Genomic DNA, 12,984 nt, shown 5'->3' on the forward strand with positions numbered 1-12,984 from the left:
TAATCAATGCGCAAGGAAAATCCGGATGTCGTCGATGCCGACGGTCAGCGGCCGGGCGATACGCCTCGCGGCACCGCGTCCGTGCTCGCTCGAGCGACCACCCGGTGCTCGATCGCCACCGCTCGCACCGGAACGTCGCGCGCCGCGATGCGCTCCTCGAGGAGCGCGATCGTCGCACGCGCGAACTCGTTCCGGTCGAAGGAGACGGTCGTCAGCTGCGGTGTCGTGAAGCGCGACTGCTCGATGTCGTCGAAGCCGCACACGAGCACGTCCTCCGGCACCCGGATGCCCGCACACGCCAGTTCGTGCAGCGCGCCGACGGCGATCGAGTCGGTGAAGCAGAGGAGGGCGTCGACCTCGACCCCGCGATCGAGCAGTGTCCGCACGCCCAGCGCGCCCGCCTCCATGTTCCAGGGCAGCAGGTTGACCTCCCGGCGGCGGTCGTGCTCGAGCCCGGCCGCGGCGAGCCCGTCGCGCACGCCCGCGAGGCGCAGGCGACTGGTCGCCGTGGCGAGCTCGGGCTGATCGTCGCCGCCGATCGCGGCGATCCGCCGCGCCCCGCGCGCCACGAGGTGAGCCACGGCATCGCGCGCGCCGCCCCGGCTGTCGACGAGCACCCGGTCGGTGACGTGCTGCTCGACCTCGCCGATCAGCACGACAGGCGGCAGCCGTTCGTCGCGATCGACGACGCTGTCCTCGATGCGGATCGGGTTGAGCACGACACCATCGACGAGATGCTGACGCGCCCGCGAGACGAGGTCGCGCTCACGCTCCGGCTCGAGCGCGGTCTCCTCGATCTGGACCGCGTAGCCGCGCTGGTGAGCCGCGTCGACGAGGTGATGCAGCATCTCGGCGGAGAACGCCGTCGCGAGGTCGGGGAGCGCGATGGCGATCACGCCGGAGCGGCCGTTCCGCAGGCCCCGGGCGCTGAGATTCGGCACGAAGTCGAGCTCGCGCATCGCCGACTCCACGCGCTGCTGCGTCTGCGGCCGGACCGCGGCGGTGCCCGTCAGCACGTTGGAGACCGTCTTCGCCGATACCCCGGCGAGCGCCGCCACATCCTTCATCGTGGCTCGGCCGGCTCTCTCCTTCGGCATGAGCACAGACTAGGCCCCGCGCGCAGGCCCTCTCGCCCGTGTTGCGCCGGCCAGCGCTGCGATGGGCGCCTCGAAGAAGGCGAGCTCGTGGCGCATCGATCGCGCGAACGCGACGCTCATCCGCGCGCGCTCTGCCGCCGACGCGTCCGCCGCCGCCCGCTCGACGATCTCGATCGCGGCGCGGGTCGATGCGGCGAAAGCGGGGTCGGCGTAGGTCGAGAGCCAGTCCCGATACGGATGGTGCGGGTGCGACGCCGCCGCGAATCGCTCGCCCACATCGGAGTACAGCCAGAAGCACGGCAGGAGGGCGGCGACCAGCTCACCGTACGAGCCGCGAGCGGATGCGGCGTGGAGGTGATCGGTGTAGGCGAGCGTCGCGGCGGCGGGGTCCGCGGCGTCCGCGCCGACCCGCGAGCGGTGGAGCTCGGATTCGACCGCGATCGCCGAGGCGGCGGCCTCCGCCCAGAACACCTGTTCCTCGCCTCGCGGGGCGAGCGCGCTGGCTCGGGCGAGGACACGGGCGTACTCCGAGAGGTACAGCGCGTCCTGCTGGAGGTACCAGGCGAAGACCGGCTCATCGAGCTCTCCCGTGCGCAGCCCCTCGACGAAGGCGCAGGAGTCGACGGCGGCGCGGAGCGGAGCGGCGCCGGCCCAGGCGCGCTCTGTCCACGACACGGGCGACGGGAGGTGCGGGCGCAGCTCGTGCAGGTGGTCGACGGGGCCGTTGCCTCGCCCGACGCCGAGCGCCGCGCCCGCTGTGATCGAACCGGCCAACCATTCGGTCGCACGCGCGAGGGCAACGGTCCAGCCGATGCCACTCGCGCCGAGCGTCGCCATCGCCGACGACAAGGAGCACCCGGTGCCGTGGGTGTTGGTCGAGGCGATGCGGCGGCGCGACACCTCCGCCGCGACCCCGTCCGGCGTCACGATCGCGTCGGGGCAGTCGTCGCCGTCGAGATGCCCGCCTTTGACGAGCACCGCCGCACCCGATGTGCGCGCGAACCGCTGTGCCTGGGCGAGGGCGGCGAGCCACGTGCGTGCGACCGGCTCCTCCGCGAGCACGGCCAGCTCGGGGAGGTTCGGCGTCACGAGGGCGGCGCGCCCGCAGAGGGCGCGGATCGCGTCCTCTGCGGCGGGATCGAGCAGGCGATCGCCGCTCGTGGCCACCATGACGGGGTCCAGCACGACGAGGTCATGGCCCCGCCGAGCCAGCCAGTCGTCGACGACCGCGACGAGCGGCTCGGAATGCAGCATCCCGATCTTGATCGCATCGATCTCGACGTCATCGCCGACCGCGTCGAGCTGCGTACGCAAGAACTCCGGCGGAGGCACGTGCACGGCCCGCACACCGCGGGTGTTCTGCGCCACGAGGGCCGTGACGACGGCCATGCCGTAGCCGCCCATCGCCGCGATCGACTTGAGGTCGGCTTGAATGCCCGCGCCGCCCGACGGGTCGGTGCCCGCGATGCTCAGCACCCGCGGCACTCGCGGCGCCCGTGCCCCCGCGGTCACCGGACCGCTCCGTCCGCAGTGTCGGAACCGCGCCCGCGCGCTGCGACGGCGAAGGCGCGCGCGGCCGCGGCGGGGTCCGCAGCACCGCTGATCGCCGAGACGACGGCGACCCCGGCTGCCCCCGCTCGGCGGAGGGCGGCGACGTCATCGGGACCCACGCCCCCGATCGCGACGCACGCGAGCGGCGTCGCCGCGGCCCGTTCCGCGAATCCCTCGATGCCCAGCGCGGGCGGGTGATCGGCCTTCGTGATCGTCGGCCGGATCACGCCGACCCCGAGATAGTCGAGGGTGCCGTCCGGCATCGCGTGGGCGGCCTGCAGATGCGCCGCCGTGTTCGCCGTCCACCCGATGACGGCGTCGGGCCCGAGGACTCGCCGCGCAGTCGTGGGCGGGATGTCGTTCTGACCGAGATGCACGCCGTCCACGCGGGCCCCCGCATCGATGGCGGCGAGGGCGACGTCGACCCGGTCGTCGATGAGCAGCGGAACCCGCCCCGCGATCACATCCGACAGCATCCGGGTGCGGCGGATCAGCTCGGCCGCGGTCACTCTCTTGTCGCGCAGCTGCACCACCGTCACGCCCCCGTCGACGGCGGCGTCGACGATCGACAGCAGCGTGTCGGCGTTCAGCCGGTCATCGGTGACGAGGTGCAGGGCGAGGTCGACCCGGCGGGTCACCGGACGCCCTCCGCCGCCATCGCGCGGGTCGCGACGCGTGCGGCATCGAGGTCGCCGGGAGCGAGCGTCGCGAGCGCGTCGAGGAAGGCGACGGCGAACGAGCCGGGACCGGACGACACGGATGCCGCAGCCTCGGCGGCCTGCTTGTGCACGAGCGACGCTGCGACGGCTGCCGAGAAGGGCTCGACGACGCCGAGGAAGGCCGCCATCGTCGCGCCCAGCGAGCAGCCTCCGCCGGTCACCCGGGTCAGCAGCGGGTCTCCCCCGGGAACCCGCGCGACCCGTTCTCCGTCGGTGACGAGGTCCGTCGCGCCCGACACCGCGACGACCGCGCCGGACCGGCGGGCCAGGGCCGCCGCGGCCGCGTGCACCGAGTCCGGGTCGTCGATGCTGTCGACGCCGCGGCCGCCCGCGCCGGTTCCGGCGACCGCCGCGATCTCCGAGGCGTTGCCGCGGATGATCGCGGGGCGAGCAGCGACGAGCTCCGCGGCGAGGGCCGTGCGGATCGGCAGCATCCCGACCGCGACGGGGTCGAGCACCCAGCGCCGCGTCGCCGCCACGATCTCGCGGGCGCTGGCCTGCTGCTGCGGATTCGGGGTGCCGAGGTTGATCAGGGCACCGTCGGCGACGCCGGCGAAGATGCCCGCCTCACCCTCGATGTCGACCATCGCCGGACTCGCCCCGAGCGAGAGCAGCGCGTTCGCGGTGAACCCGGTGACGACGGCGTTGGTCACGCAGTGGGTGAGCGGAGCGGCATCCCGCAGCGCTCGGAGCGCCGCTTCCGGTCCTCGGACGGTGGGCACGACATCGCGCATTTTCGACATCCCTTCGCCAGCATTGCACTGGAGCAGGTTCGACGGGTCTGATCTCAGCTCGCGGTCGCGGGCACCCCGTGTCGGGACACGACCATAGCAGGCCGGTTTGCACGCTCTGGGCCGCTGTGCTTTTCTCCCGGCCCCCGAAGCGCGTAGGTTGCGAGTGAGCGCGCTTCACGGGCCGGCGCGCGAGGGGGTGGGGCCGTGCTGACAGCGGGATGCGCGCTGGTCTTCGCGTGCCTCATGACGATCATCGGTCTCGTCGTGCTGTTCACGCTGCGCCCGAGCTGGCGTCGGCGCGGCGCGCTCCTGCGCTTCGGGATCGTCGGCGCGCTCTCGGCCACCGCGTCCAGCCTGCTGTACCTCGTCCACACCCAGACCGGCGATCCGGCATCGCTCGTCATCAGCGACATCGCCATGGTCCTCGGCCCGGGACTGATCTTCGCCGGGCTCGGCTCGCTCGGCGGCGGCGTCCTCGCCCGCGGCGGCATCGCCGTCTCGCTCGCCGCTGTCGTCGGCGTCGTGTCCGCGGCGATCGGGCTGCCCGTCTCGCTCGCGGTGAAGGTCCTGATCATGGCGGTCATCTGCGGGTTGACCAGCGTCGCCGCGAGGCACCCGGCCATCGCAGCGCGACGCGGGTCGTGGCTCCTCGCAGCGACCATGGCGGCCTACGCGCTCTTCTCCGTGTGCCGCGCCGGCGTGGGGCTCACGCTCGGATGGGATTCAGCGCTCTACCGCCTCGGATTCTCGGTCGTGCCGACGACCATCGCGGGGGCCGTGCTCGTCCTCCTGAGCGGCGCTGCCCTCCTGATGATCCTGTCGGACCGCAGCGCCGCGCTGGCCGCGCAGCGCTCGCGCGGGGCCTCGGGCGACGACCGGGGGCCGGCGTGGACGGTCACGCTGGGTTCGTACGAGATCGTCCGAACCGCCCTCGGGGCCGCGCGCGCCGATCGGATGCGGGAGGACCTGATCGCCGCGGCGCGGACTCTCGATCCCGGCGCCGTCGTCGAACCCGCGGGGGCCGGTGCACGGCTGCACAGCCCCAGCGAGCAGAGGGTCATCGAACGAGCGCTGCGGGCTCGACTGGTCGCGGCGGGCTGGAGCCCGGGCGAGGTCGGCCTGGTCTCGGTCGAGGTCGCCGTGGTGGACGGTGTCGGCGCATGACGGCAGGCGGCGCAACCCCGACTCCCCGATTTCACGCCGTCGCCGGCCGCGCGTAGAGTCTGGCCATGGAAGCCGAACTGCAGACCGACATCGTCGTCCGTCCGGTGCGGGATGTCGACGCCGAAGCCCTCGGGCGGGTGCACGCCACCTGCTGGCACGAGACCTACGACCACCTCATCAGCACCGCCGCTCTACAGAGCGTCTCGCCGCGACGACTCGCCGAGCTGTGGACCCACTGGGCCGCGCAGGGCGAGGACTTCCGGATGTACGCCGCGCTCGTCCGCGGCGAGATCGTCGGCTTCGTCGGGTCGGGCCCGGCGCGCGATCGCGACGCCCCCCGGATGCGCGAGCTGTACTTCATCTACCTGCTCGACGCCTGGCACGGCACCGGCATCGGTCAGCGGCTCTTCGACGCGGCCGTCGAGAAGGACGAGGGCGTCTACCTGTGGGTCGCGGAGGACAACCCCCGCGCGCACCGCTTCTACGAGCGAAATGGCTTCACGCTCGACGGGCAGACCCACACCGAGCCGTTCCTCGGCGAGACGCTGACCGAGGTCCGCTTCGTCCGCTAACCCGGCGCCGGCCGGGTGACGGCGGCGGAGCGTTCGGCGCCGCTCCTCCCCCGCCGGTCTTCTTAGCGAGTTGCCCACATTCGCACCTCTGTTCGACTTCGATGTCGTACCCCACTGCCATCATGGGAACATGACAGCGAATGGCGCGGGTGGCGAGGTGGGACGCGAGGCACCCACGCCGTCGCAAGCGCTTGTTTTCTCGCGTTACGCCGAGGCGCTCGACCTCTCTCACGCCGCCGATATCGCCCGCACCCGGGCGCTGGCGGACCTGGGCCACGCTGCACTGCACGACGCGCGGCGCGACGGGGTTCGTGGGATGGCGTCGGACATGGAGCTGCGTTCGGTCGCGGCCGAGGCCGCGGGGATGGCGCGGCTGACGGACCGGCGCCTACAGGTCGAGATCGACCACGCGATGACCGTCATCGACGACTACCCGGCCGTGTTCCAGGCGTGGGTGCAGCGGCGGATCGAACGCGGACACGTCGATGTGGTCGTGCGGGTCGGCGCGAGGGTTCCTGACGAGGTGCGGTCGGCGTACGAGGCAGCCGCGATCACGGTGTGCGAGCGGGATGTGCCGTCGCGGGTGCGGGGTGCGCTGGACGCGTTGGCGGCCCGGTTGCATACGCAGACGTTCACCGACCGACACAAGGCTGCCGCGGCGGAGCGGTGCGTGCGGGTGTTCCACGGGTCGGATGGGATGTCGAATCTCGTCGCGAACCTCCCGACGGTCATCGCCGCGGGGATGCTCGACCGGCTCACGCAGATGGGGCAGTGGGTGAAGGACGCGCGGGCGGAGAGTGATTCCGGCGACACGCGGACGATGGATCAGCTGCGCGCCGACATCCTCGGTGACCTCGTCCTCGGTGGGGCGCCCGTGGTCGACCCGACCTACGGGGCCGACCGGGCTGGTGGGCTCGGCGCGATTCGGGCACGCGTGCAAGTCGCCGTCACGGCGGAGACGTTGATGGGGCGTGACGAGAACCCCGCCGAAGCCGTGGGCGCTGCGCTGATCGATGCCGACACGGCACGCGAGCTCGCCGGGCAGGTCAGCGAGTGGGACCGGCTCTTCATCGCCCCCGTCACCCGCACCCCGGTCGAGATCGACACCTACCGGCCCACCGCTTCGATGAAGAAACTCCTGATGGCGCGCGACCAGCACTGCCGGTTCCCCGGATGCCGACGAGCCGCGCTCCGCTGCGAGATCGACCACACGATCGACTACGCCCTGGGTGGGCATACCCACATCTTCAACCTCGCCCATCTCTGCCAGCGACACCATTCGATGAAGCAGTTCACGAAGTGGGAGGTCCGGCAGGTCGGCGGAGGCGTTCTCGAATGGACCTCGCCCCTCGGCCGGGTGTACCGCGAAGACGTACCCATACCCGCGGTCTGCTTCACCATCGACACCGCGGATCCGCCACCGGATGCGACACGCGGCGGACCACCGCCGGACGAACCGCCACCCTTCTGACACCGCCTGATCGCGCGGGCGTGATCTCCGACCGGCCGACGACGGTCAACGGGTGATGGTCGTGCCGAACAAACGCGCGATCGGTACGAGGACAGCGGGGCGAGCGGCGACGCACGCCCCGACGATGACGGCGAGCGACAGGACGAACAGCCAGAAGCCGGTCCAGTTGTCGGCGTAGGCCGTCGGGTCCGCCGATCCTTGTGCGGCGTACATGTGGTTGAGGTTGCGGAGCGCTCCCGTAGCCAGGACGAGAGCGACATGGGTCACGATGAAGACGACGAAGAAAAGCATCACCAGCACGTGCAGGCGTCGTGCCCACTCGAGCGGGTACAGATGGTTGATCCGCCCGTCGCCCCGCGGCCAGACCGTGCTGAGCCGCGCGCCGGTGACGACCGCGAGCGGTGCCGCGACGAACACGGTCGTGGCGTACGCGAGCTGCTGCAGGCTGTTGTAATTCACCCAGCCGTTCTCCGTCGGCCAGTCGAGCGACACGTACTGCAACGCCGCCGAGGCAGCATTCGGCAGCACGTCCCAGCTCGTCGGCACGATCCGCATCCACTGTCCGGTCGCGAAGAGCAGGATGACGAACACGATGCCGTTGCCGATCCAGATGACGTCGAGCGCCTGATGGAACCAGATCGTGAGGCTCGTCCGGCGCTTCGGCCTGCCCCGCGGTGACCAGAACACCCTCGGACGCTTCTCCTTCCGCGCCTGCAGACCCGTGCGAATGATCAGCACCATCAGGAAGGCGTTGAAGAAGTGCTGCCAGGCGAGCCACGGCGGAATCCCGACCGGCGCCCCCGCCGGCAGCGGGTATGCGCCCGGGTACCGCTCGACGAACCCACGCATCGCATCGAGGCTCAGCGCCCAGCGGGCGAACGCGACGGCACCCGCCGCCGCGAGCACCAGTGCGACGCCGACGGCCACGATCACCGTCACCCGTCGGCGTGCGGCGGCCCCGCGTTCGACCAACACCGCGGCAGGTCAGCGGTGGCGGAACTCGGGGGCGCGCTTCTCGGCGAAGGCGGCCATGCCTTCCTTCTGGTCCTCGAGCGCGAACAACGACGCGAAGAGCGTGCGCTCGAGGCGCAGCCCTTCCGCGGCACTCGTCTCCTGCGAGGCGCGCAGCGCCTGCTTCGCCGCATAGGCGACCGGCAGCGATCGCGACGCGATCCGCTCGGCGACGGCACCGGCTTCGTCGAGCAGCTGCGCCGCCGGAACCACACGAGACACGAGCCCGGCGCGCTCCGCCTCCTCCGCCGGCATCCGCCGTCCGGTCAGCACGAGCTCCGCGGCCTTGTAGTAGCCGACCGCGCGCGTCAGCCGCTGCGTCCCGCCGATGCCCGGAATGACGCCGAGGTCGATCTCGGGCTGCCCGAACACCGCGGTGTCGGCGGCCAGCACGATGTCGCACATCATCGCCAGCTCGCACCCGCCGCCGAGCGCGAACCCGGCAACCGCGGCGACAACGGGGGTTCGCACCCGCGCGAAGTCCTCCAACGCGGCGAAAGGGTTCTCCATCGACATGTCGCGGGCACTCTTGCCCGCCATCTCTTTGATGTCCGCGCCGGCCGCGAACGCCCGCTCCGAGCCGGTCACGACGATCGCGCCGATCGCCTCGTCGCGGTCGAACGCCATGGCCGCGTCGGCGAGCTCGGCGACGAGCGTCGAGTTCAGGGCGTTCAACGCCTCCGGTCGGTTCAGTGTCAGCCAGCCGACGCGCCCTCGCGTCTCGCTGACGATGGTCGTGTAGTCGCTCATCCCCTCATCGTGCCACGCGCCTCTCCGCGCGTCTCCGATCGGTTGCCGGGCATTCACATGCCGGACACGTGCGGAGAGTACTCACGACCTGCACCCGTTCACCCGACCAGAGGACACCTATGCCTTCGCCTGCCCGGAGCCGCACGGTTCCCCGCACGCTCGCCGCCGTCGCGACGGCCGCACTCACCTGCACGCTGGCACTGACGCCGCTCACCACGGCATCCGCCGCGATCGTCAGCGAACCGATCACCGACTCCGCTCCCGGCGCGACGCTCGCGCTCACGCCCATCGGCACCCACGAGACCGGCGTCTTCGATGAGTCCGCCGCCGAGATCGTGCAGTCGTACCGCGACCGCCTCTACGTCGTCAACGCGCAGGCCGGCTCGGTGACGGTGCTCGACAACAGCGACCCGACCGCGCCGGTCGAGCTGTTCACCATCGCCGATGCCGGCACGGCGAACTCCCTCGCGATCCGCGACGACGGTCTCGGCATCGTGGCGTTCGAGGCCGAGGACAAGACCGCGAACGGGTCACTGGTCTTCTTCGACGCGAACGCCGGCGACGCGGCAGCCGCTCGCCTCGGCTCGGTCACCGTCGGCGCCCTGCCCGATATGGTCACGATCTCGAAGGACGGCGCGTACGCGGTCGTCGCGAACGAGGGCGAGCCCGCCGACGACTTCTCGGTCGACCCGGAAGGATCCGTCGGCGTCGTCGCGCTCCCCAAGACCGTCTCGGCCCCCGCGCCGGCGGCCGTGCGCATCGCGGGCTTCGGCGCGTTCGAGCCCGGCGGCTCGAAGACGCTTCCGGCCGGCGTGCGCGTGTTCGGACCGGACGTCGCGGCACCGGACCAGGGAGACAAGCCCCTCACCGCCAATCGTGTGAGCCGCAACCTCGAGCCCGAGTACATCACCGTCGACGGCACGACCGCTTACGCGGCGCTCCAGGAGGCGAACGCGATCGCCGTCGTCGACCTCGCCAAGGCCGAGGTCACCAAGGTCGTCCCGCTCGGGTTCAAGGATCACGGCGCGGTCGGCAACGGGCTCGACGCGAGCGATAAGGACGGCGCGATCAACATCGCCGAGTACGCCGGGCTGAAGGGCATGTACATGCCCGACGGCATCCAGTCGTACTCGGCCACGGCAGGCGGCAAGGCCACGACCTACCTCGTCACCGCCAACGAGGGCGACGCCCGCGAGTGGGGCGACTACGCGGAGGCCGTCCGCGTGAAGGACCTCGGCAAGAAGGGGCTCCCGGCCGTCTGCGCCGATTCTCCCCTCGCGGCGCAGCTCGGCGATGCAGCCCTCGGACGTCTGAACGTCACGATCGAGAACGGTCTGCGCGCGGACGGCAGCTGCTACGACGAGCTGTACTCCTTCGGCGGTCGCTCGTTCTCGATCTGGGGCACCGACGGCTCGCTGGTGTTCGACTCGGGCGACCAGTTCGAGCAGATCCTCGCGCGCGTCGCGCCCGAGTACTTCAACTCGAACCACACCGAGGCCAACCTCGAGGGACGCAGCGACGACAAGGGCCCCGAGCCCGAGAACCTGTCGATCGGGACGGTCGGCGGCCGCACGTACGCCTTCATCGGCTTCGAGCGCGTCGGCGGCGTCATCGTTTACGACATCACGGATCCGAAGGCGGCGACGTACGTGACGTACGTCAACAACCGCGACTTCAGCGCCGCCGCCGACTCCCCCGCCGCGGGCGACCTCGGCCCCGAGGGCATCCAGTTCATCGGGGCGCACCGCTCCCCCACGGGCCAGCCGCTGCTCGCGGTCGGCAACGAGGTGTCGGGAACGACGACGCTGTACAGCATCGAGCAGCTCGTCGGCGGCGCTCCCGTCGCGCAGCCCGACATCCGCGTGCTGACGATCAACGACTTCCACGGGCGGCTCGTGCAGGAATCCAGCGGCGTCGCGGGTGCCGCTGTCCTCGCGGGCGCGGTCGACACGTTCCGCCAGCAGAACCCGAACACCCTGCTCGTCTCGGCCGGTGACAACATCGGCGCGTCGGCGTTCGAGTCGTTCATCGATCAGGACACCCCCACGATTGACGCACTGAAGACGGCCGGCCTCGACGTCAGCGCAGTCGGCAACCACGAATTCGACCGTGGTTTCGACGACCTGACCGGTCGCGTCATCCCTCGATTCGAGGAGGACGCGGATGCCGACGCCTTCAGCGACTTCGCACTCGGTGCGAACGTCTTCGTGAAGGGCACCGACGAGCACGCGCTCAAGCCGTACACGATCAAGGAGGTCGACGGCACGCAGATCGCGTTCGTCGGCACCGTGACCGAGCAGACCGCGGGCATGGTGAGCCCACAGGGCATCGCGGGCATCGAGTTCCGCGACCAGGTCGCATCGGCCAACGATGCAGCGACCGACGCGGTCGCCGAGGGCGCGGACGTCGTGGTGCTTCTCGCGCACGAGGGCTCCGCGGGCTCCGACTGCACCGCGATCGCCACCGAGACCGGCGACTTCGGCGACCTCGTCCGTGGCGCGTCCGACGACATCGACGCGATCGTCTCCGCTCACACGCACCAGAAGTACGCGTGCGAGATCGGCGGGCGCCCGGTGCTCCAGGCGCACCAGTACGGCACGACGCTCGGCGCGCTGGACATCGAGCTGACCGACGCGGGCGAACTCGAGTCGATCACCCCCAGCACGGTGTCGCTGTACGACGCCACGCTGGGGCAGTACATCGCCTACCCCGACACCGAGACGGCCCAGGTCGTCGCGAACGCGGTGCGCATCGCGGACGAGAAGGGCCGCGTGCAGGTCGGCTCGATCACCGCCGACATCCTGCGCGGCAAGACCGCGTCGGGCTCGGAGGACCGCGGCGTGCACTCGACGCTCGGCAACACCGTCGCCGACGTCTACCTGTGGGCCACGTCGCAGAACCCGGCCTACGGTGGGCGCGACGCCGAGGTGGCGTTCATGAACCCGGGCGGCCTGCGCGCCGACCTGCTGTTCGGCGACGACAACGGCGCTGTGTCATACCGTGAGGTCGCCAACGTCCAGCCGTTCGCGAACACCCTGGTCACGCTCGAGCTCACCCCGGCACAGATCAAGCAGGTTCTCGAGGAGCAGTGGCAGCCCGACGGAGCGTCGCGTCCCAAGCTCGCGATGGGCGTGTCGAAGGGCTTCACGTTCGAGTACGCACCCGAGGGAACGAGGGGCTCGCACATCCGCTCGATGCAGCTGAACGGTGAGCAGCTCGCGCTCGACGACACCACCACGAAGATCCGCGTCGTCACCAACTCGTTCCTCGCGGGCGGCGGCGACCACTTCGGCACCTTCGCGACGGGCACCGGCGCGGCGGACTCCGGCCAGGTCGACCTGCAGGCGACGGTGGAGTTCTTCGCCGCCGTGGGCCCGGTCTCACCGGCGCCGGCGAACCGTGCCTACGTCGCCGGCGAGCAGCCGCCGGTCGAGCAGCCCGGCTTCCCCGGCCCCGGCGCGCCCGGTGACGGCGAGCCCACGGAGCCCGGCGAGCCCGGCGAGCCCGTACAGCCGTGGGCGACGGTCGAGCTCGGCGGCAGCACGGTCGCGCAGGGCGGCACGCTCGATGTCACGGTGACCGGCCTCGAGCCGGGCCAGCGGATCGCCGCGACACTGTTCAGCGAGCCGATCGTCGTCAGCGGCATCCCCGCGGCCGACGCATCCGGCCGCACGGCGTTCTCGATCGCGATCCCGCGTGACTTCGAGGTCGGCGCGCACCGCCTCGTCGTGACGTCGGGGACGCTCACGCCGATCGAGGTCGCCGTGACGGTGACGGCCGCCGCGCCGGCGGGCACGATCGCCGTCACCGGCGGGACGGCTCCGATCGGGTTCGCGGTGGCGGGCATCCTCGCCCTCGCGCTGGGCGGCCTCCTGGTCGCCGCGCGTCGCCGCCGGACCGCCTGACCCGTCCGAG

General features: G+C 71.5%; 10 protein-coding genes and 1 riboswitch. Of the genes, 4 read left to right on the forward strand and 6 right to left on the reverse strand.

Features of this window, described 5'->3' with window-relative positions:
* Positions 1 to 44: 44 nt before the first annotated feature.
* The 4 genes from ABIC53_RS10430 to thiM all read right to left on the reverse strand — a co-directional run bounded on the left by ABIC53_RS10430 (position 45) and on the right by thiM (position 4,110).
* Positions 45 to 1,097 carry a LacI family DNA-binding transcriptional regulator gene (locus ABIC53_RS10430; RefSeq protein WP_354451386.1) on the reverse strand — a complete coding sequence of 351 codons (1,053 nt, stop codon included), beginning with the start codon at positions 1,095 to 1,097 and terminating at the stop codon, positions 45 to 47.
* Positions 1,098 to 1,106: 9 nt separating this feature from the next.
* Positions 1,107 to 2,609, reverse strand: coding sequence for a bifunctional hydroxymethylpyrimidine kinase/phosphomethylpyrimidine kinase (gene thiD / locus ABIC53_RS10435; protein WP_354451388.1), 1,503 nt, complete (start codon positions 2,607 to 2,609; stop codon positions 1,107 to 1,109).
* Positions 2,606 to 3,286, reverse strand: coding sequence for a thiamine phosphate synthase (gene thiE / locus ABIC53_RS10440; RefSeq protein WP_354451390.1), 681 nt, complete (start codon positions 3,284 to 3,286; stop codon positions 2,606 to 2,608). The genes thiD and thiE overlap by 4 nt, the downstream gene beginning before the upstream one ends.
* Positions 3,283 to 4,110 carry a hydroxyethylthiazole kinase gene (thiM, locus tag ABIC53_RS10445; protein WP_274178288.1) on the reverse strand — a complete coding sequence of 276 codons (828 nt, stop codon included), beginning with the start codon at positions 4,108 to 4,110 and terminating at the stop codon, positions 3,283 to 3,285. The genes thiE and thiM overlap by 4 nt, the downstream gene beginning before the upstream one ends.
* Positions 4,093 to 4,189: riboswitch (TPP riboswitch) on the reverse strand. Its footprint overlaps the gene before it by 18 nt.
* Before the next feature lie 116 nt (positions 4,190 to 4,305).
* Here thiM and ABIC53_RS10450 point away from each other — a divergent pair.
* The 3 genes from ABIC53_RS10450 (at position 4,306) to ABIC53_RS10460 (ending at position 7,308) form a co-directional block, all read left to right on the forward strand.
* Complete coding sequence (locus ABIC53_RS10450) at positions 4,306 to 5,265, forward strand: hypothetical protein (RefSeq protein ID WP_354451392.1); 960 nt, start codon at positions 4,306 to 4,308, stop codon at positions 5,263 to 5,265.
* 65 nt (positions 5,266 to 5,330) lie between these two features.
* Complete coding sequence (locus ABIC53_RS10455) at positions 5,331 to 5,837, forward strand: GNAT family N-acetyltransferase (RefSeq protein ID WP_112616251.1); 507 nt, start codon at positions 5,331 to 5,333, stop codon at positions 5,835 to 5,837.
* Between the two features lie 130 nt (positions 5,838 to 5,967).
* Positions 5,968 to 7,308: an HNH endonuclease signature motif containing protein gene (locus ABIC53_RS10460; protein WP_354451394.1), complete on the forward strand. Its 1,341-nt coding sequence runs from the start codon at positions 5,968 to 5,970 to the stop codon at positions 7,306 to 7,308.
* 45 nt (positions 7,309 to 7,353) lie between these two features.
* Here ABIC53_RS10460 and ABIC53_RS10465 read toward each other — a convergent pair whose 3' ends face one another.
* Both ABIC53_RS10465 and ABIC53_RS10470 read right to left on the reverse strand, forming a co-directional pair.
* Positions 7,354 to 8,283: a cytochrome b/b6 domain-containing protein gene (locus ABIC53_RS10465; RefSeq protein ID WP_274178285.1), complete on the reverse strand. Its 930-nt coding sequence runs from the start codon at positions 8,281 to 8,283 to the stop codon at positions 7,354 to 7,356.
* Positions 8,284 to 8,292: 9 nt separating this feature from the next.
* Positions 8,293 to 9,069, reverse strand: coding sequence for an enoyl-CoA hydratase-related protein (locus ABIC53_RS10470; protein ID WP_274178284.1), 777 nt, complete (start codon positions 9,067 to 9,069; stop codon positions 8,293 to 8,295).
* 119 nt (positions 9,070 to 9,188) lie between these two features.
* Between ABIC53_RS10470 and ABIC53_RS10475 the strand changes: the two genes are divergently transcribed.
* Positions 9,189 to 12,974: a choice-of-anchor I family protein gene (locus tag ABIC53_RS10475; RefSeq protein ID WP_354451397.1), complete on the forward strand. Its 3,786-nt coding sequence runs from the start codon at positions 9,189 to 9,191 to the stop codon at positions 12,972 to 12,974.
* Positions 12,975 to 12,984 lie beyond the last annotated feature (10 nt).

Source organism: Microbacterium sp. 1262, from assembly GCF_040544895.1.
Lineage (GTDB): Bacteria > Actinomycetota > Actinomycetes > Actinomycetales > Microbacteriaceae > Microbacterium > Microbacterium plantarum.